At 56.2% G+C, this 19,587-nt stretch carries 20 protein-coding genes; 12 read left to right on the forward strand and 8 right to left on the reverse strand.

Features of this window, described 5'->3' with window-relative positions:
• Positions 1 to 145: 145 nt before the first annotated feature.
• The gene (locus ECL_RS07005) at positions 146 to 1,729 is read left to right on the forward strand and encodes an MFS transporter (RefSeq protein WP_013096070.1); all 1,584 of its coding nucleotides are present in this window, start codon (positions 146 to 148) and stop codon (positions 1,727 to 1,729) included.
• A 4-nt stretch (positions 1,730 to 1,733) separates the two neighbouring features.
• Complete coding sequence (gene bglB / locus ECL_RS07010) at positions 1,734 to 2,873, forward strand: beta-galactosidase BglB (RefSeq protein ID WP_013096071.1); 1,140 nt, start codon at positions 1,734 to 1,736, stop codon at positions 2,871 to 2,873.
• Positions 2,874 to 2,911: 38 nt separating this feature from the next.
• Here bglB and argS read toward each other — a convergent pair whose 3' ends face one another.
• On the reverse strand, positions 2,912 to 4,645 hold the full coding sequence (argS, locus tag ECL_RS07015; protein ID WP_013096072.1) for an arginine--tRNA ligase: 1,734 nt from the start codon (positions 4,643 to 4,645) through the stop codon (positions 2,912 to 2,914).
• Positions 4,646 to 4,883: 238 nt separating this feature from the next.
• Here argS and ECL_RS07020 point away from each other — a divergent pair, with 238 nt between their 5' ends.
• Both ECL_RS07020 and cutC read left to right on the forward strand, forming a co-directional pair.
• Positions 4,884 to 5,444: a VOC family protein gene (locus ECL_RS07020; protein ID WP_013096073.1), complete on the forward strand. Its 561-nt coding sequence runs from the start codon at positions 4,884 to 4,886 to the stop codon at positions 5,442 to 5,444.
• A 78-nt stretch (positions 5,445 to 5,522) separates the two neighbouring features.
• Entirely contained in the window at positions 5,523 to 6,266 is a 744-nt protein-coding gene (gene cutC / locus ECL_RS07025; RefSeq protein ID WP_044158219.1) for a copper homeostasis protein CutC, read from the forward strand.
• A gap of 262 nt (positions 6,267 to 6,528) precedes the next feature.
• On the opposite strand, the gene cmoB is transcribed toward cutC, so the two are convergent.
• Genes cmoB through ECL_RS07050 form a run of 5 tightly spaced genes read right to left on the reverse strand, consistent with a single transcriptional unit; the run spans position 6,529 to position 10,108 of the window.
• Entirely contained in the window at positions 6,529 to 7,500 is a 972-nt protein-coding gene (gene cmoB, locus ECL_RS07030; RefSeq protein WP_013096075.1) for a tRNA 5-methoxyuridine(34)/uridine 5-oxyacetic acid(34) synthase CmoB, read from the reverse strand.
• Positions 7,497 to 8,240: a carboxy-S-adenosyl-L-methionine synthase CmoA gene (gene cmoA / locus ECL_RS07035; protein ID WP_013096076.1), complete on the reverse strand. Its 744-nt coding sequence runs from the start codon at positions 8,238 to 8,240 to the stop codon at positions 7,497 to 7,499. Before cmoA ends, cmoB begins: the two co-directional genes overlap by 4 nt.
• Positions 8,241 to 8,280: 40 nt before the next feature.
• Entirely contained in the window at positions 8,281 to 8,676 is a 396-nt protein-coding gene (locus tag ECL_RS07040) for an MAPEG family protein (RefSeq protein WP_013096077.1), read from the reverse strand.
• Between the two features lie 50 nt (positions 8,677 to 8,726).
• Positions 8,727 to 9,545: a DUF72 domain-containing protein gene (locus ECL_RS07045; RefSeq protein WP_013096078.1), complete on the reverse strand. Its 819-nt coding sequence runs from the start codon at positions 9,543 to 9,545 to the stop codon at positions 8,727 to 8,729.
• On the reverse strand, positions 9,542 to 10,108 hold the full coding sequence (locus ECL_RS07050; protein ID WP_013096079.1) for a hydrolase: 567 nt from the start codon (positions 10,106 to 10,108) through the stop codon (positions 9,542 to 9,544). Before ECL_RS07050 ends, ECL_RS07045 begins: the two co-directional genes overlap by 4 nt.
• Before the next feature lie 264 nt (positions 10,109 to 10,372).
• Here ECL_RS07050 and aspS point away from each other — a divergent pair, with 264 nt between their 5' ends.
• From aspS to ruvB, 6 genes are all read left to right on the forward strand, one after another.
• A complete protein-coding gene (gene aspS, locus ECL_RS07055; protein ID WP_013096080.1) occupies positions 10,373 to 12,145 on the forward strand; it encodes an aspartate--tRNA ligase in 1,773 nt (590 codons plus the stop codon).
• 1 nt (position 12,146) lies between these two features.
• Positions 12,147 to 12,590 (forward strand): dihydroneopterin triphosphate diphosphatase, encoded by a 444-nt coding sequence (gene nudB, locus ECL_RS07060; protein ID WP_023620451.1) that lies wholly within the window; start codon positions 12,147 to 12,149, stop codon positions 12,588 to 12,590.
• 27 nt (positions 12,591 to 12,617) lie between these two features.
• Positions 12,618 to 13,358, forward strand: a complete 741-nt coding sequence (locus tag ECL_RS07065) for a YebC/PmpR family DNA-binding transcriptional regulator (RefSeq protein WP_013096082.1) — start codon at positions 12,618 to 12,620, stop codon at positions 13,356 to 13,358.
• A gap of 34 nt (positions 13,359 to 13,392) precedes the next feature.
• A complete protein-coding gene (ruvC, locus tag ECL_RS07070; protein ID WP_013096083.1) occupies positions 13,393 to 13,914 on the forward strand; it encodes a crossover junction endodeoxyribonuclease RuvC in 522 nt (173 codons plus the stop codon).
• An 81-nt stretch (positions 13,915 to 13,995) separates the two neighbouring features.
• Positions 13,996 to 14,610, forward strand: a complete 615-nt coding sequence (ruvA, locus tag ECL_RS07075) for a Holliday junction branch migration protein RuvA (RefSeq protein WP_013096085.1) — start codon at positions 13,996 to 13,998, stop codon at positions 14,608 to 14,610.
• An 8-nt stretch (positions 14,611 to 14,618) separates the two neighbouring features.
• Entirely contained in the window at positions 14,619 to 15,629 is a 1,011-nt protein-coding gene (ruvB, locus tag ECL_RS07080; protein WP_013096086.1) for a Holliday junction branch migration DNA helicase RuvB, read from the forward strand.
• A gap of 60 nt (positions 15,630 to 15,689) precedes the next feature.
• Here ruvB and znuB read toward each other — a convergent pair whose 3' ends face one another.
• Both znuB and znuC read right to left on the reverse strand, forming a co-directional pair.
• Positions 15,690 to 16,475 carry a zinc ABC transporter permease subunit ZnuB gene (znuB, locus tag ECL_RS07085; protein ID WP_013096087.1) on the reverse strand — a complete coding sequence of 262 codons (786 nt, stop codon included), beginning with the start codon at positions 16,473 to 16,475 and terminating at the stop codon, positions 15,690 to 15,692.
• The gene (gene znuC / locus ECL_RS07090) at positions 16,472 to 17,227 is read right to left on the reverse strand and encodes a zinc ABC transporter ATP-binding protein ZnuC (protein WP_014832401.1); all 756 of its coding nucleotides are present in this window, start codon (positions 17,225 to 17,227) and stop codon (positions 16,472 to 16,474) included. Before znuC ends, znuB begins: the two co-directional genes overlap by 4 nt.
• A 77-nt stretch (positions 17,228 to 17,304) precedes the next feature.
• Between znuC and znuA the strand changes: the two genes are divergently transcribed.
• Together znuA and mepM are read left to right on the forward strand one after the other, a co-directional pair.
• Positions 17,305 to 18,249 carry a zinc ABC transporter substrate-binding protein ZnuA gene (gene znuA, locus ECL_RS07095; protein WP_013096089.1) on the forward strand — a complete coding sequence of 315 codons (945 nt, stop codon included), beginning with the start codon at positions 17,305 to 17,307 and terminating at the stop codon, positions 18,247 to 18,249.
• Between the two features lie 15 nt (positions 18,250 to 18,264).
• Positions 18,265 to 19,584, forward strand: coding sequence for a murein DD-endopeptidase MepM (gene mepM, locus ECL_RS07100; RefSeq protein ID WP_013096090.1), 1,320 nt, complete (start codon positions 18,265 to 18,267; stop codon positions 19,582 to 19,584).
• The last annotated feature ends 3 nt before the right edge of the window (positions 19,585 to 19,587 follow it).

Consider the following 19,587-nt stretch of genomic DNA (forward strand, 5'->3'; position numbering starts at 1 on the left):
TCTTTGCATTTTTGCCAGCCTTTGCGGTGTGATGGCAGAAACAGAAAGGTTTCCACAGTGCGTTAATTCTACTGTAGCCGTGTAAAAACTCCCGGACGAGGTTTGCTTACAGGGGGGCTCCTAAAACTGATTAGGGTTGACGGCAATGAAAACACGAAAAATTGGACTCGCAAACTATCTTGCATACGGGGCAGGGGATTTCCTCGGCGCGGGAACGACCGCGCTGACGGCGGCCTGGCTTTTGTATTTTTATACGACCTTCTGTGGACTCACACCGATTGAAGCGACCTTTATTTTTGCTGCTGCAAGGGTGCTGGACGCGGTGGTCAGCCCGCTGATGGGCTTTTTAACCGATAACTTTGGCACCACCTGGCTGGGCAAACGCTTTGGCCGTCGCAAGTTCTTTATTCTGCTCGGCATTCCCTGCGTCTTCAGCTACTCCCTGATGTGGGTTGGGGAGATGAATTTCTGGTACTACCTGCTGACCTATCTGGTCTTCGATATCGTCTACACCATGATTCTGGTGCCGTATGAAACGCTGGTCCCGGAGATGACCGATGACTTTAAACAGAAAACGAAATTCTCCGGTGCGCGTATTTCGATGGCGCAGATGTCCGCTATCCTGGCTTCGTTCCTGCCAGGGATCCTGCTGACCCACTTTGGTAAAGACAACGCGATTTCATTCTTCTACGCAAGCCTGGTCTTCTCGGTGCTGTGCGCGCTGATGCTGACCTTTGTCTGGTTCTTCACCTGGGAACGCCCGCGCGAGGAGTGGTCCGAAGCGGCCCTGCGCGCGGAAGAAGAGAAGAAAAAACTGACCCTGGGCCAGAGCCTGAACCGCCTGTTTGTGGAGTTAAGCTCGACGCTGCGCATCAAGATTTTCCGTCAGCACCTGGGCATGTACCTCGGCGGCTACATTGCGCAGGACGTCTTCAACGCCGTCTTTACCTATTACGTGGTGTTTGTGCTGATGCAGGAGGCGTCAATGGCGTCGAACCTGCTGGGCACGATGGCCATCTTCCAGTTCCTTGCCGTGATTGGGATGATCCCGCTGTGCATTCGCTTTGGGCCTGCGCCGTCTTACCGCTTGGTGGTGGTGCTGTTTGGCCTGGCCTCTCTGTCTTACGCCGTGCTGTATTATGCCGGGCTGAGCGACGTTTACGCTCTGCTGCTGCTTATCTCCGCGGTTGCCGGTCTTGGTCGCGGCGGTATCAACTATGTGCCGTGGAACACCTATACCTACATTGCTGACGTGGACGAAGTGATCACCGGCCAGCGTCGTGAGGGCATCTTCGCTGGCATCATGACACTGACCCGAAAAGCGTCTCAGGCCGGTGCGGTAATGCTGGTGGGCATCGTGATGCAGATGTCCGGCTTTGTCAGCGGTCAGAAAACCCAGCCTGCTGAAGTCAGCCACACCATACTGCTGATTTTGAGCGTGGGAACCCTTCTGGTGCTGTTCTGCGGTTTCCTGGTTTCCCTGCGCTTCAGGCTCAATCTACAAACCCACAGCACGCTGCGCGAAGAGACCGCGAAAATGCGCGAATCGGGCCGCGCCATGCCTGAAGCGGCCAGCCCGCATGCCCGCGCCACCGTAGAAATGCTGGCCGGTATGCCGTTCGAATCCTTGTGGGGGAATAACAACATTGGTTATCTCAATCGCAATAAACCAGCAGCTCCTTCGCTGAAGGGACGTGCGGTACTGAATTCGACATACAACAGAGGTTAAGATGATGAAAGTTTGGCCTGTCAAACATAGCCCCTTGCTGCGTCAGCCAGAGCGTTTTATCGCCAGGGACGAGCTGAAATCGCTGATTCAGAAGGTGACGCATAACCTGGTCAATATCCACGACAAAACGGGTGAATTTTTGCTGCGGCTGGACGACGGGCGCGTCATAGATACCAAAGGCTGGGCAGGGTGGGAGTGGACGCACGGCGTCGGGTTGTACGGTATCTGGCAGTACTACTGCCAGACCGGCGACGACGGAATGCGCGACATTATCGACAGCTGGTTTGCGGATCGTTTTGCGGAAGGGGCAACCACCAAAAACGTGAATACCATGTCGCCGTTCCTGACGCTGGCGTACCGCTACGAAGAGACCCGAAATCCGGCCTGGCTGCCGTGGCTGGAGAGCTGGGCGGAGTGGGCGATGCACGAGATGCCGCGTACCGAACACGGCGGCATGCAGCACATTACCCTGGCGGAAGAGAACGCGCAGCAGATGTGGGATGACACGCTGATGATGACGGTCCTGCCGCTGGCCAAAATTGGCAAGCTGCTGAACAAACCGGAATACGTTGAGGAGGCCGTGTACCAGTTCCTGCTGCACGTGCAGAACCTGATGGACCGGGAGACCGGGCTGTGGTTCCACGGCTGGAACTATGACGGCAACCATAACTTTGCCCATGCCCGCTGGGCGCGTGGCAACAGCTGGCTCACCATTGTGATCCCGGACTTCCTCGAACTGGTCGATCTGCCGGAAAACAACGCCGTGCGCCGTTATCTGACGCAGGTTCTCAATGCGCAGATTGCCGCGCTGGCGACATGTCAGGACGACAGTGGCCTGTGGCATACGCTGCTCGACGACCCAGACTCATACCTGGAGGCGTCGGCCACGGCAGGCTTTGCCTACGGTATACTTAAGGCCGTGCGTAAACGCTATGTGGCGGCGGAATACGCTGAGGTCGCGGAGAAAGCCATCAGAGGGATTGTGAAAAACATCTCGCCGGAAGGGGAGCTGCTGCAAACGTCGTTCGGAACCGGGATGGGGAGCGATCTGGAGTTTTACCGCCAGATCCCGCTGACGTCGATGCCGTACGGTCAGGCAATGGCGATCCTCTGCTTGACGGAGTATTTGCGGAAGTACTTCTGATCATAAAAAAACCCGGCGATGATAGCCGGGTTTTTGTATTACATACGTTCTACGGTTTCGATACCCAGGGTATCCAGACCCAGCTTCAGGGTCTTCGCCGTCAGCTGCGCCAGCTTCAGGCGGCTGTTGCGGACCGATTCATTTTCCGCAGACAGAATAGGGCAGTGCTCGTAGAAGCCGGAGAACAGACCGGCCAGATCGTACAGGTAAGCACACATCACGTGCGGCGTACCGTCGCGCGCAACCACGGACAGCGTCTCTTCAAACTGCAGCAGACGGGCCGCCAGCTGGGCTTCGCGATCTTCGGTAATGGTGACGGTCGCATTCGCCAGCACGCTTTCATCGATATTCGCTTTACGGAACACCGAGAGCACGCGGGTGTAGGCATACTGCATGTACGGCGCGGTGTTACCTTCAAACGCCAGCATGTTGTCCCAGTCGAAGATATAGTCGGTGGTACGGTTCTTGGAGAGATCCGCGTATTTCACCGCACCGATACCCACGGCGTTCGCCAGTTTTTCCAGCTCCTCGGCCGGCATATCCGGGTTCTTCTCTGCCACCAGGCGACGGGCGCGTTCCAGCGCTTCATCCAGCAGGTCGGACAGCTTCACCGTACCGCCCGCACGGGTTTTGAACGGCTTGCCGTCTTTACCCAGCATCATGCCGAACATGTGGTGTTCCAGCGGTACGCAATCGGGAACATAACCGGCTTTACGCACGATAGTCCACGCCTGCATCAGGTGCTGGTGCTGACGGGAGTCGATGTAGTAGAGCACGCGGTCAGCATGCAGCGTTTCGTAACGGTACTTCGCACAGGCGATATCGGTGGTGGTGTAGAGGTAGCCGCCATCCTTTTTCTGGATGATCACGCCCATCGGTTCGCCTTCCTTGTTTTTGTACTCATCAAGGAATACGACCGTTGCGCCTTCGCTCTCAACCGCCAGATGTTTGGCCTTCAGGTCAGCCACAATGCCCGGCAGCATTGGGTTATAGAGGCTTTCACCCATCACGTCGTCGCGGGTCAGGGTGACGTTCAGACGGTTATAGGTGAGCTGGTTCTGGGACATGGTGATGTCCACCAGCTTGCGCCACATCTCCAGGAAATACGGGTCGCCGCCCTGCAGTTTCACCACATAGCTACGCGCGCGCTCGGCGAAGGCTTCATCTTCGTCGTAGTGTTTTTTGGCTTCACGGTAGAACCCTTCCAGGTCCGCCAGCGCCATTTCACCCGCGTTTTCCTGCTGCTGTTTTTCCAGGTAAGCAATCAGCATACCGAACTGGGTACCCCAGTCGCCAACGTGGTTCGCGCGGATCACCTTGTGACCGAGGAACTCAAGGGTGCGTACTGCCGCGTCACCGATGATGGTGGAGCGCAGGTGGCCAACGTGCATCTCTTTCGCGACGTTTGGCGCGGAGTAGTCAATCACCACGGTCTGTGGCTCTGGCTGGGCTACGCCCAGACGGTCAGATTTCAGCGCTGCGTCAACGTGGCTTGCCAGGAAGGCCGGCTCAAGGAAAATGTTGATAAAGCCCGGGCCAGCGATTTCGGTTTTGCTGGCAATGCCGGTGAGATCCAGATGAGTCAGCACCTGCTCAGCCAGTTGTCGCGGCGGCATGCCCAGTTTTTTAGCCACTGCCATCACGCCATTAGCCTGATAGTCGCCAAACTGTACTTTCGCTGACTGACGAACCTGCGGTTCGCAATCCGCAGGCGCACCTGCGGCAATCAGTGCCTGACTGACTTTTTCTGAGAGAAGAGCCTGAATATTCACCTGGATACCTTACGTTTTTGATGCGGGCTGACTGCCACCCGCGCCAGTTAAAGAATGAGGGCGGGAGTATACTGCAAATGCCTTCTGGCGTCAGCATTGCGGGGGGCGAAGATTGCGCAGAATCCAGGCTAAGAAAGCATGCATAATCATGCAGTGATAAAAAGCGTCATTCCGCGGTTGGTCAAAAGGGGGCAACAGAGTAAATTAGCGGCTTTGTGACACGATAAGAGACTGACTTATGGCGAACTGGCAATCCATTGACGAACTGCATGATATTTCCGCAGATTTACCGCGCTTCACCCAGGCGTTCACAGAACTTGCCACCCGTCTTGGTCTGGACATCGCACCGCTTGAGGCCGATCACATCTCCTTGCGCTGTCATCAGAACGCCACCGCCGAGCGCTGGCGTCGCGGGTTTGAACAGTGCGGGGAACTGCTCTCTGAGAACATCATCAACGGCCGTCCTATCTGTCTGTTTAAACTTCATGAGCCGGTCTGCGTAGCGCACTGGCAATTTAGCGTTGTTGAACTGCCGTGGCCGGGAGAAAAACGTTACCCGCATGAAGGCTGGGAGCACATCGAAATCGTGCTGCCAGGCGAGCCCGACACGCTGAATGCGCGCGCGCTGGCGCTGCTGTCTGATGAGGGGTTGAGCAAGCCGGGTATCTTTGTGAAAACGAGTTCACCAAAAGGCGAGCGCGAGCGTTTACCGAACCCGACGCTGGCCGTGACTGACGGACAGGTGACGGTGAAGTTCCATCCCTGGACGATAGAACAGATTGTTGCCAGCGAAGAGTAAGCGTTGTGACGACACGCGAAGACCGACCGGGAGCGGCGTGTCATGATGGTGCATTACGCGAAATTTAAGGAGGAGTGGATGGCGCTGCTGGAGATTTGCTGTTACAGCGTGGAGTGTGCCGTGACGGCGCAACAGCGGGGGGCTGACCGCATTGAACTGTGCGCGGCACCGAAAGAAGGGGGGTTAACACCCTCGTACGGTGTGTTGAAGTCTGCCCGTCAGGCTGTCACCGTTCCGGTACACCCTATCATTCGTCCTCGGGGCGGTGATTTTTGTTACACGGCAGGCGAGTTCAATGCCATGCTTGACGATATCGCCCTTGTTCGCGATCTGGGTTTCCCGGGGCTGGTGACGGGACTGCTCGATGAAGAAGGTAACGTCGATGTACCGCGGATGCGCCAGGTAATGGCGGCCGCGAAGGGGATGGCGGTAACATTTCATCGCGCGTTCGATATGTGTAAAAACCCATTGCAAGCCTTTGATACCCTTGCGGAACTTGGCGTGGCGCGTGTGCTGACATCGGGCCAGCAGTCGTCGGCTGAAAAAGGACTGCAATTAATTACGGAACTAAAAGCACATTCCGGTGTTCCAATAATAATGGCGGGTGCGGGAGTCCGTGCCAGCAATCTGGAACTGTTTTTAAACGCCGGGGTGGAAGAGCTTCACAGCTCTGCCGGGAAATGGATACCGTCGCCCATGCGTTATCGCAATACAGGGTTGTCTATGTCGACGGATGCTGAAGCGGATGAGTACTCACGCTACGGTGTAGATGGAGAGTCGGTTGCGGAAATGAAATCGCTGATTGAACGTCATCACGTGTAGCAACGTACCGATTTTTACCGCGCATCATGTCGCCCAATATGATGCTTGCTTGTACCAGGCCCCTGCCAATTACACAGGGGCCTTTTTTTCTCCTTCATATTTCAAGCCGCAGCTGCGTTGGCTGCCTCGCTCCCCCCAGTCACTTACTGATGTAAGCTCCTGGGGATTCGCTGCGTTGCCGCCTTGCTGCAACTTGAAATATTTTGGAGAAAACCTGCGATGACCAGGCCGGGTAAGGCGCAGCCGCCACCCGGCTAAAAGGCTACGGCTTCGTGGCAATCAACACCGCACGCATTGGCGCCGGATAGCCTTCAACGGTTTTGCTGTGGTCGGTTGGGTCAAGGAACTGCTCCAGCGATTCGGTCACCATCCACTCCGTGCGGCGTTGCTCCTCGATGGAGGTCACGCAGACGTCGGCGATGCGCACATCCACAAATCCGCACTTCTCCAGCCAGTTTTTCAGCGCCAGCGCGGAAGGAATGAAGTAGACGTTGCGCATTTGCGCGTAACGATCGCCGGGAACCAGAACGGTATTTTCATCGCCTTCGACCACCAGCGTTTCCAGCACCAGTTCGCCGCCGCTGACCAGCTGATCTTTCAGCTGCCATAAATGCTCCAGCGGGGAACGGCGGTGGTAAAGCACGCCCATGGAGAAGACGGTATCAAACGCTTTCAGCGCGGGCAGTTGCTCAATGCCCAGCGGCAGCAAATGCGCGCGCTGGTCGTTACCCAGCAGCTTACGCACGGCTTCGAACTGGCACAGGAACAACTGCATCGGGTCGATGCCAACGGCTAAATGCGCGCCCGCGCCAATCATGCGCCACATGTGGTAACCGCTACCGCAGCCGACGTCCAGAATGGTACGCCCGGTCAGGTCGGAGAGGTGCGGCAGCACGCGATCCCATTTCCAGTCGGAGCGCCATTCAGTATTGATATTCACCCCGTAGAGCGAAAACGGTCCTTTGCGCCACGGCATCAGGTTACGCATCAGCGTTTCGATGCGATTAATCTGCCCGGCGGGCAGCGGCTCTGCGCTTTCTGCCGTGACGCTGTGCAGCAGATCCAGACGGTGAGGCGTCAGCTCCGGCAGAAACTCCACCGCATTTGACCACTGCTTCAACAGCCCATGCTGCTGATCGCGCTGCCAGGTGGCAATCTGCGCAGGCAGGGTCTCCAGCCAGTGGGAGAGATGGTTTTTTGCAATCAGCTGATAGAAGTTACCGAACTCAATCATGCCGCGTCCTCAGCTTTCAGCGCCACCAGGGAGCCAAAGTTAAAGCACTGGAACCACAGTTCGCTGTGCTCAAAGCCTGCCTGGCGCAGACGCGCTTTATGGGTTTCCACGGAGTCCGTCAGCATCACGTTTTCCAGCATGCTGCGTTTCTGGCTAATCTCCAGCTCGCTGTAGCCGTTTGCACGTTTGAAATCGTGGTGCATGTTGAACAGCAGTTCGCCGACGGTCGCGTCTTCAAAGCTGAATTTCTCAGACAGCACCAGCGCGCCACCGGGGTTAAGGCCCTGATAAATTTTGTCCAGCAGCCGCTGGCGGTCATCGGGCACCAGGAACTGCAGGGTAAAATTCAGCACGACCATCGAGGCGTTGTGGATTTCGATGTCACGAATGTCGCCTTCAACGACCTCGACCGGAGTTGCCGCTTTCCAGGCATCAATATGGCGACGGCAGCGTTCAACCATCGCTGGGGAGTTATCGACGGCAATGATTTTACAGCCTTCGTGATGAACGTTACGACGTACCGACAACGTTGCCGCGCCGAGCGAGCAGCCCAGGTCATACACCTGCGTGCCGGGTTGAACGAAGCGCTCAGCCAGCATGCCGATCATGGAGATAATATTGGAATAACCGGGAACAGAGCGCTGGATCATATCCGGGAAGACTTCGGCTACCCGTTCATCGAAGGTCCAGTCGCCCAGGCTGGCGATAGGCGCGGAAAAAAGCGTGTCGCGATCTGACATAACGTAAAAATCCGGGAAAAATAAAGTGGCGTATTGTGCGCTAACGGAAGGAGAAAACCAACTCCCACGGCATATACCAAAGGTTAGCCAGCACCATCAGCAAAAGCGAACACCATGTCGCGCTCATGCCGGAACGACGCCAGCGGAATAAGCGGTGGTGAAAGCCGTAATAATGCATTAACCGACCCGCAATCAGCAGCAGGCCACAAATGTGTACCATCCAGGTTTCGGCGCCATTCATCTCCATAAACAGCAGCAAAATGAGTGCCACCGGAATGTACTCAACCGCGTTGCCGTGGATACGGATAGCGCTTTGCAGTTCGGAAAACCCCCCGTCGCCGTATGAGACGCGGTACTGCATTCTGAGTCGCACAACATCAAATGAAAATTTAATCAGCAGTAATGCACCTAGCACCGCATACAACGCGCTGACCATACAAACTCCCTGTGTTTTGGCAGATGGCGTCTCTATGATATGGCGTGATCTCAGAAAAGAGAAGATTGTTGTGGGATGGACGGCGCGCTGCCGAGCGACGGAACCGCGGTTTGCAGGGCCTGCCAGAGCGTATCGACCAGTTCGGGTGCCTGGGCGATATCCGGCGTATGTAAAAAGAGATACGGCGTGGTGGTCTGTTCCCATTTCGCTAACGTGTGCAGCCAGACGGCGAACATCTCCTGATTTTGCTGCATATTGTCGCTGCCGATAAACCGGACCATCGGATTGTGCGCGGTTACGATAGCGTGGACCGGGACTTTGGGCTTCTTGCGCTGGGCATCAATAATGGCTTCGTTATGCGCAATTGCGCTGTGAACAGGACGACTGTCAAGGATGACGCGGTTGACTGAGCGCTCATGCAATCCCCGGTTGAGTGCTTTTTCCACCTCGCCTTTGGCAAAAAATTCAGGATGTCTCACTTCAACGCCGTAGGTAAAGTCCCGGGGCAGGCCATCAAGGAATGGCCAGAGCGCGGGCAGATCGCGCGGACCAAAGGTGGCGGGAAGCTGCAGCCAGTACTGGCCGATACGGTTTGCCAGTGGCGACATTCGGCCAAAAAACTCTTCGGTTAAATCACCGCAGTTACGCAGGGCGGCGTTATGGGAGATGGTTGCCGGAAATTTAAAGCAGAAGCGGAAATCATCCGTGGTTTGATCCCGCCAGCGCTCGACAATCTCTGCCCGGGGAAGGGCATACAGCGTGGTGTTGCCCTCCACGCAGTTAAAGTGCCGGGCGTACTCTTCAAGGCTGGTTATGCCAAGGCGCACCCATTTCGGGTGCGACCACTGGGGCAGGCCCACATACATCATAACGCGCTTAAAATCTCATCCGTGCTGCGCACGCGACCGATGCGCGGGAAAATATGGGTCATGCTGCCCTGGTGTTGTTCCGCAGAAGCCGCGCTGCATGCGTCTTCGGCAATCACCAGGTTAAAGCCCAACTCCCAGGCGTTACGGGCGGTGGATTCCACGCCAATGTTGGTGGAGATCCCGCACAGGATAATGGTGTCGATACCGCGGCGGCGCAGCTGCAGCTCCAGGTCGGTGCCATAGAAGGCGCCCCACTGGCGTTTGGTCACTTCGATATCGCTGTCGCGTTTACCGAGCGAGACCGGATACGTCCACCAGTTGTCCGGCAGGGCGTGCGCGGGCGCCTGAGCGTCAACCGGCTGTTTTAACGCTTCGGCAAAATCGGCCGACCAGCCAACGCGCACCATGACAACCGGTGCGCCGCTGGCGCGGCATTTTTCCGCCAGACGGGCGGCACGGCTGACGACATCATCAGCGGTGTGCGGGCCACCGGCAAAGGGAAGGATCCCTTCCTGTAGATCAATCACCACCAGGGCGGTTTTGCGGGCATCAAGTGTCAGCATGGTAACTCCAGTTAAATGAATCGCTTCCGTTACACCTTACGACGTTATGGCCTGTTATCGGTCGGATAATTTTGTTAATTTTTGTGAGAATGCGCAATAAGAGCGCAGCAAACGTGCGTCTGGCCGTGCTTCGCTCTTATCGTCCGGCGGAATTTCCAGTATAATAGCCGCCTTTTTTCATCCAGTTGTGACATACAGAAAGCTGCGACATAGTAGCCTGCATACCAGGCGACATTTAGCCTGCGGCTAATTAAGGGATATCTCATGCGTACAGAATATTGCGGGCAGCTGCGTCAGTCCCACGTCGGACAGCAGGTGACCCTGTGTGGTTGGGTCAACCGTCGTCGTGATCTTGGTAGCCTTATCTTCATCGATATGCGCGACCGCGAAGGTATCGTTCAGGTGTTCTTCGATCCGGATCGCGCGGACGCGTTGAAGCTGGCTTCTGAGCTGCGTAATGAGTTCTGCATTCAGGTCACCGGCACCGTACGTGCTCGTGACGAGAAAAACGTCAACGCAGATATGGCGACCGGTGCCATTGAAGTGCTGGCCTCCGATCTGACGATCATCAACCGTGCTGAAGCGCTGCCGCTGGACTCCAACCACGTCAACACTGAAGAAGCGCGTCTGAAATACCGCTACCTGGATCTGCGTCGCCCGGAAATGGCACAGCGCCTGAAAACCCGTGCGAAAATCACCAGCCTGGTGCGTCGCTTTATGGATGACCACGGTTTCCTCGATATCGAAACCCCGATGCTGACCAAAGCCACGCCGGAAGGCGCGCGCGATTACCTGGTGCCATCCCGCGTTCATAAAGGCAAATTCTACGCGCTGCCGCAGTCTCCACAGCTGTTTAAACAGCTGCTGATGATGTCCGGCTTCGATCGCTACTATCAGATCGTAAAATGCTTCCGTGACGAAGACCTGCGCGCTGACCGTCAGCCAGAATTTACCCAGATCGATGTGGAAACCTCCTTCATGACCGCTGAGCAGGTGCGTGAAGTGATGGAAGCGCTGGTGCGCAGCCTGTGGAATGACGTGAAGGGCGTGGAACTGGGCGACTTCCCCATTATGACCTTCGCCGAAGCCGAGCGTCGTTACGGCTCCGACAAACCAGACCTGCGTAACCCTATGGAGCTGGTGGACGTTGCTGACCTGGTGAAATCCGTTGAGTTTGCGGTGTTTGCCGGCCCGGCTAACGATCCGAAAGGTCGCGTAGCAGCCCTGCGTGTACCGGGCGGTGCAGCACTTAGCCGTAAGCAGATTGACGACTACGGCAACTTCATCAAGATCTACGGCGCGAAAGGTCTGGCCTATATTAAAGTAACCGAGCGTGCGAAAGGTCTGGAAGGTATCACCAGCCCGGTGGCGAAGTTCCTGAACGCGGAGATTGTAGAAGCGATCCTTGAGCGCACCGGCGCACAGGATGGCGACATGATCTTCTTCGGCGCTGACAACAAGAAAATTGTTGCCGATGCAATGGGCGCGCTGCGTCTGAAACTGGGCAAAGATCTGAACCTCACCGACGAGAGCAAATGGGCGCCGTTGTGGGTTATCGACTTCCCGATGTTTGAAGACGACGGTGAAGGCGGCCTGACTGCCATGCACCACCCGTTCACCTCGCCAAAAGACATGACGGCGGCAGAGCTGAAAGCGGCACCGGAAGAGGCAGTCGCGAACGCCTACGATATGGTTATCAACGGCTATGAAGTGGGCGGCGGCTCCGTGCGTATTCACAGCGGTGAGATGCAGCAGACGGTGTTCGGCATTCTGGGCATCAACGAACAGGAACAGCGCGAGAAGTTCGGCTTCCTGCTGGATGCGCTGAAGTACGGTACGCCGCCTCACGCAGGCCTGGCATTCGGTCTCGACCGTCTGACTATGCTGCTGACCGGCACCGACAACATCCGTGACGTTATCGCCTTCCCGAAAACCACCGCAGCGGCGTGTCTGATGACCGAAGCGCCAAGCTTCGCTAACCCGGCCGCACTGGCTGAGCTGGGTATCGACGTGGTGAAAAAGGAAGAGAAAAACTGATATGGCATATAAGCGTCCCGTTTCTGTCTTAGTTGTAATTTACGCTCAGGACACGAAGCGGGTGCTGATGTTGCAGCGGCGCGATGACCCTGAATTCTGGCAGTCGGTTACCGGCAGTCTGGAAGAGGGCGAAACCGCGCCGCAGGCCGCCGCGCGTGAAGTAAAGGAAGAGGTCACCATTGACGTTGCTTGCGAGCAACTGACCCTGAAGGACTGTCAGCGCACGGTGGAGTTCGAAATTTTTAGCCATTTACGTCATCGCTATGCACCGGGTATCGAGCGCAACACGGAATCGTGGTTCTGTCTCGCGCTCCCTCACGAACGGGAGATCGTGTTCACTGAACATCTGACCTACCGCTGGGTGGATGCGGCGGATGCCGCCGCACTGACCAAATCGTGGAGCAACCGGCAGGCGATTGAAGAATTTGTAATTAACGCAGCCTGAAAAGGCGCGATTTTTGGAGAACTTTTTATGGCAGGTCATAGTAAGTGGGCCAACACCAAACACCGCAAAGCGGCACAGGATGCCAAGCGCGGTAAGATCTTTACCAAAATCATTCGCGAGCTGGTGACAGCAGCGCGTCTGGGCGGCGGCGATCCGGCGTCTAACCCACGTCTGCGTGCGGCAGTAGATAAAGCGCTGTCCAACAACATGACGCGTGACACCCTGAACCGTGCTATCGCTCGTGGCGTGGGCGGTGATGAAGACACGAACATGGAAACCATCATTTATGAAGGTTACGGTCCTGGCGGCACCGCGGTAATGGTTGAATGTCTGTCCGACAACCGTAACCGTACCGTTGCAGAAGTGCGCCATGCGTTCACCAAAACCGGGGGTAACCTGGGGACTGACGGTTCTGTAGCGTACCTGTTCAGCAAAAAAGGCGTCATCTCCTTCGAGAAAGGCGACGAAGATGTCATCATGGAAGCGGCGCTGGAAGCGGGTGCGGAAGACGTAGTCACCTTCGACGATGGCGCTATCGATGTCTACACCGCGTGGGAAGAGATGGGCGCAGTACGTGATGCGCTGGAAGCGGCGGGCCTGAAAGCCGACAACGCTGAAGTCTCCATGATCCCGTCCACCAAAGCGGATATGGATGCTGAAACGGCACCAAAACTGCTGCGTCTGATCGACATGCTTGAAGACTGCGACGACGTGCAGGAAGTGTATCACAACGGTGAGATCTCTGATGAGGTTGCAGCGACTCTCTGATGAGAGCGTTTAAACCGTTTACGGGAGACGCGTGATGTCGATTATCCTTGGGATTGACCCCGGCTCACGCGTCACCGGTTACGGCGTTATCCGTCAGGTTGGACGCCAGTTAACCTACCTTGGCAGTGGCTGTATTCGCACCAAAGTTGAAGATTTGCCGTCGCGACTGAAGCTCATTTATGCAGGCGTGACGGAGATTATCACCCAGTTTCAGCCTGACTATTTCGCCATCGAGCAGGTCTTCATGGCGAAAAACGCCGATTCGGCGTTAAAGCTCGGTCAGGCGCGGGGCGTGGCAATTGTTGCTGCCGTGAACCAGGATCTTCCGGTATTTGAATACGCGGCAAGACAGGTCAAGCAGACGGTGGTGGGGATTGGTAGCGCGGAGAAAAGCCAGGTGCAGCACATGGTGCGTACCCTGTTGAAGCTCCCCGCGAACCCGCAGGCCGATGCCGCCGATGCGCTGGCAATTGCGATCACCCACTGTCATGTCAGCCAGAACGCGATGCAAATGAGCGAGTCGCGGCTCAATCTGGCGCGAGGCAGGTTACGATAATGAGAAATCAGGCTGGATGTTTATCCAGCCTTTTTTTATTATGTCGCAAATCAATAATTTTCCAGAACGCAGGAGCGTCACGTGATAGGCAGACTCAGAGGCATCATCATTGAAAAACAACCCCCGTTAGTGCTGCTGGAAGTGGGCGGCGTGGGCTATGAAGTCCATATGCCAATGACCTGCTTCTACGAGCTGCCGGACGCGGGTAAAGAGGCGATTGTCTTTACCCAGTTTGTGGTGCGTGAAGATGCTCAGCTGCTCTATGGCTTCAACAACAAACAGGAACGCACCCTGTTCCGCGAGCTGATTAAAACCAACGGCGTCGGGCCGAAGCTGGCGCTGGCCATTCTCTCCGGTATGTCCGCCCAACAGTTCGTGAATGCCGTTGAGCGCGAAGATCCTGCCGCGCTGGTTAAGCTCCCGGGCATTGGTAAGAAAACGGCAGAGCGCCTGATTGTTGAGATGAAAGACCGCTTTAAAGGTCTGCATGGCGATCTCTTTACCCCTGCTGCCGATCTGGTGCTGACTTCGCCGGGTGCGCCTGTGTCGGATGATGATGCCGAGCAGGAAGCGGTTGCCGCGCTGGTGGCGCTGGGCTATAAACCTCAGGAGGCCAGCCGAATGGTGAGCAAAATTGCCAAACCGGATGCCAGCAGTGAAACTCTGATTCGTGAAGCGCTGCGCGCTGCATTGTGAGGTAAAGGATGATTGAAGCAGATCGCCTGGTATCGGCAGGCACTATTCAGGCAGACGACGTGGTGGATCGTGCGATCCGTCCGAAGTTGCTTGATGAGTATATTGGCCAGCCGCAGGTGCGTTCCCAGATGGAGATCTTCATCCAGGCGGCAAAGCTGCGCGGCGATGCGCTCGATCACCTGCTGATATTCGGTCCTCCGGGTTTGGGGAAAACCACCCTGGCGAATATCGTTGCTAATGAAATGGGCGTGAACCTGCGTACCACGTCTGGCCCGGTGCTGGAAAAAGCAGGCGATCTGGCGGCGATGCTGACCAATCTTGAACCGCACGACGTGCTGTTTATCGATGAGATCCACCGCCTGTCGCCGGTGGTGGAAGAGGTTCTCTATCCGGCAATGGAAGACTACCAGCTGGATATCATGATCGGCGAAGGCCCTGCCGCGCGTTCGATCAAAATCGATCTGCCGCCGTTTACCCTGATTGGCGCCACCACCCGCGCCGGGTCGTTAACCTCTCCACTGCGCGACCGCTTTGGTATTGTGCAGCGCCTCGAGTTTTATCAGGTCGCCGACCTCCAGCATATCGTGGGCCGCAGTGCCCGCTATATGGGGCTGGATATGAGTGAAGAGGGGGCATTTGAAGTGGCGAAGCGTTCGCGCGGAACACCGCGTATCGCTAACCGCCTGCTGCGCCGCGTCCGTGACTTTGCAGAAGTGAAGCACGATGGTTCTATTTCTGCCGAAATTGCTGCTCAGGCGCTGGATATGCTGAATGTCGATGCTGAGGGTTTTGACTACATGGACCGCAAGCTGCTGCTGGCGGTGCTGGACAAATTCTTTGGCGGGCCGGTCGGGCTGGATAACCTGGCGGCGGCAATCGGGGAAGAGCGTGAGACAATTGAAGATGTACTCGAACCGTATCTGATCCAGCAAGGCTTCCTGCAACGTACCCCGCGTGGGCGTATGGCCACGGTGCGGGCGTGGAATCATTTTGGTATCACGCCACCGGCAATGCCGTAATGCTTAATTCCCTCTCCCACGGGGAGAGGGGTTAGGATGAGGGCATCAGCGCCCTCGATATCAACTAGCGGTCTTCTTCATCATACTGAAAATAAACAGTACCGCCGCACACAGCACCACTGACGGCCCCGCAGGCGTGTCATAGAACGCCGAGAAGGTTAACCCGCCCGTTACCGCAATCATCCCGATAATCACCGCCACGCCTGCCATCTGCTCCGGCGTACGGGCAAAACGACGCGCGGTGGCCGCAGGAATAATCAGCAGCGACGTAATAATCAGCGCACCGACGAACTTCATCGCCACGCCGATGGTTAACGCTGTCACCAGCATTAGCAGCAGTTTCACCCGCTGCAACTTCACGCCGTCTACAAACGCCAGATCCGGGCTGACGGTCATCGCCAGCAAATTACGCCACTGCCACAGCAGAATACCCAGCACCACCACCACGCCAATGGCAATAGCAATGAGATCTTCAGGCGTCACGGCGAGCAGGTCGCCAAACAGATAGGCCATCAGGTCAACGCGGATATTGGACATCAGGCTCACTACCACCAGGCCCAGCGACAGAGCGCTGTGCGCCATAATGCCGAGCAGGGTATCAATGGCGAGGTGAGGGCGTTTTTCCAGCCAGACCAGACCGGCGGCGAGGAGCAGCGTAACGACAATCACCGCATAGAACGGGTTGACGTCCAGCAGCAAACCAAAGGCCACGCCCAGCAGTGAAGCATGGGCCAGGGTATCGCCGAAATAGGACATTCTGCGCCAGACCACAAACGAGCCAAGCGGACCCGCGGCGCAGGCGAGCATAATCCCGGCCAGCCAGCCGGGCAGTAACAGTTCAATCATGAGTGTCCATTTCCCCGGCGCAGGACAATTCGTCCCTGTAAATCATGGCGGTGGTTATGATGATGGCGATAAATACCCAGTTGTTCAGCCCCGCGAGGGCCAAACATAGAGATAAATTCGGGGTGCATTGACACCACTTCAGGCGTGCCGGAACAGCAGATATGATGGTTCAGACAGAGCACTTCGTCGGTTTTCGCCATCACCAGATGCAGGTCGTGGGAGACCATCAGCACCGCGCAGTTCAGTTCGTGGCGCAGCTGGTCAATTAAATCGTAAAGCGCGACCTGACCATTGACGTCCACACCTTGCGTTGGCTCATCCAGTACCAGCAGCTGGGGGCTGCTGAGCAGCGCCCGGGCAAGTAACACGCGCTGGGTTTCCCCGCCGGACAGTTTTTGCAGTGGCGCGTCCACCAGGTGGCCCGCCTGGACACGTTTCAGCGCCGGAAGGATATCGGCTTTACGCGTACCAGGGCGCAGGCGCAGGAAGCGGCTGACGGTCAGCGGCAGCGTGGCATCAAGATGTAATTTTTGCGGCACGTAGCCGATACGCAATTTTTCTTCACGCTTGATGACACCTTCATCAGGGGCTACCAGACCCAGCACCACGCGCACTAGGGTGGATTTACCCGCGCCATTCGGACCGAGCAGCGTCAGAATTTTACCGGGCTTCAGATCCAGCGAGACGTCAGAAAGGACGCGGCGCTGACCGAAAGAGACCGAAACATTTTCAAGAGAAACCAAAGTTGTCATGTCAATTTAAGCTTGCAGAAGTCAACGAATGTTATAATATCACATTCCACGCATTCATTACGATGATTAGTCGCATTATGTTACATAAAAATACGCTTCTTTTCGCAGCATTATCCGCTGCCCTTTGGGGCACAACAGCACAAGATGTTAACGCTGCCGTTGTCGCTTCGCTCAAACCGCTGGGATTCATTGCATCGGCCATTGCAGATGGGGTGACGGAAACCCAGGTTCTGCTGCCCGATGGGGCCTCTGAGCATGATTATTCCCTGCGTCCATCCGATGTAAAACGCTTACAAAACGCGGACTTAGTTGTCTGGATTGGGCCGGAGATGGAAGCTTTCATGCAGAAGTCTGCGAACCAGATCGCGGACACGAAAAAGGTCACCATTGCCGAACTTTCTGGCGTGAAACCGTTGCTCATGAAGGGGAGTGATGACGACGGTGACGAACACGAAGGTCATCATGCTCATGATGAAAAAGGTGACGGGGATCACCATCACGGCGAGTACAATATGCATCTTTGGCTCTCCCCAGAGATAGCGCGGCTTTCGGCGGTTGCAATCCATGACAAATTAGTGGAACTTATGCCGCAAAGTCGAGCCAAACTAGACGCCAACCTGAAAGATTTTGAGGCACAATTAGCCGCAACCGATAAGCAGGTGGGTAACGAGCTGGCACCGCTGAAAGGAAAAGGGTATTTCGTTTTTCATGACGCCTATGGCTATTACGAAAAACACTACGGCCTGACCCCGCGTGGGCATTTTACCGTCAACCCTGAAATTCAGCCTGGTGCGCAGCGTTTACATGAGATCAGAACACAGTTGGTTGAGCAAAAAGCGTCCTGCGTTTTTGCTGAGCCACAGTTCAGGCCAGCGGTCGTAGAAGCCGTGGCCAGGGGAACATCCGTGCGCATGGGAACCCTTGACCCGCTAGGAACGAACATCCAGTTGAGTAAAGCGAGCTATTCGCAGTTCCTCACTCAACTGGCGAACCAGTATGCGAGCTGCCTGAAAGGAGATTAACGAGGAAGTGAATACGTGCAACAGATAGCCCGCTCTGTCGCCCTGGCATTTAACAATCTGCCCCGACCCCATCGCGTTATGCTGGGGTCGCTTACAGTTCTCACCTTAGCGGTCGCCGTCTGGCGGCCCTATGTTTACCACCCGAGTTCTGCCCCTATCATCAAAACCATCGAGCTTGAGAAGAACGAAATCCGTTCTCTGCTGCCGGAGGCCAGTGAGCCTATCGACCAGGCGGCTCAGGAAGATGAAGCCATTCCGCAGGATGAGCTGGACGATAAAACCGAGAATGAAGCCGGGATCCATGAATATGTGGTCTCCACTGGCGATACGCTGAGCAGCGTACTGAACCAGTACGGCATTGACATGGGGAATATCAGCCAGCTGGCTGCCGCAGATAAAGACCTGCGTAATCTGAAAATTGGCCAGCAGCTCTCGTGGACGTTAACGCCAGAGGGCGATCTGCAACGCCTGACCTGGGAAATGTCCCGTCGCGAAACGCGCACCTACGACCGCACTGCAAACGGTTTCAAGATGACCAGCGAGTTGCAGAAGGGCGACTGGGTTAACAGCGTGATGAAAGGGACCGTAGGCGCAAGCTTTGTCTCCAGCGCGCGCGATGCGGGCCTGACCAGCGCTGAAATCAGCTCGGTTATCAAAGCCATGCAGTGGCAGATGGATTTCCGTAAGCTGAAAAAAGGTGATGAGTTCTCCGTACTGATGTCCCGCGAAATGCTGGACGGCAAGCGTGAGCAGAGCCAACTGGTGGGGGTACGTTTGCGCTCTGATGGCAAAGATTACTACGCCATTCGCGCTGAAGACGGCAAATTCTATGACCGCAGCGGTACCGGGCTTGCGAAAGGCTTCCTGCGCTTCCCAACGGCGAAACAGTTCCGCATCTCATCCAACTTCAACCCGCGTCGTCTGAACCCGGTCACCGGGCGTGTGGCGCCGCACCGTGGCGTGGACTTCGCCATGCCGCAGGGCACACCGGTGCTGGCGGTGGGAGATGGTGAAGTGGTTGTCGCCAAACGCAGCGGGGCGGCCGGGTACTATGTTGCGGTCCGTCATGGTCGCACTTATACCACCCGTTATATGCACCTGCGTAAGCTGCTGGTGAAACCAGGCCAGAAAGTGAAACGTGGAGACCGTATCGCCCTTTCAGGCAATACCGGACGTTCTACAGGGCCACACCTGCATTATGAAGTGTGGATCAACCAGCAGGCGGTAAACCCGCTGACGGCGAAACTGCCGCGCACCGAAGGGCTGACGGGTAAAGATCGTAAAGATTACCTGGCGCAGGTGAAAGAGGTTGTGCCGCAACTGCGTTTCGACTAAACC

The organism is Enterobacter cloacae subsp. cloacae ATCC 13047 (assembly GCF_000025565.1).
Taxonomy (GTDB): domain Bacteria; phylum Pseudomonadota; class Gammaproteobacteria; order Enterobacterales; family Enterobacteriaceae; genus Enterobacter; species Enterobacter cloacae.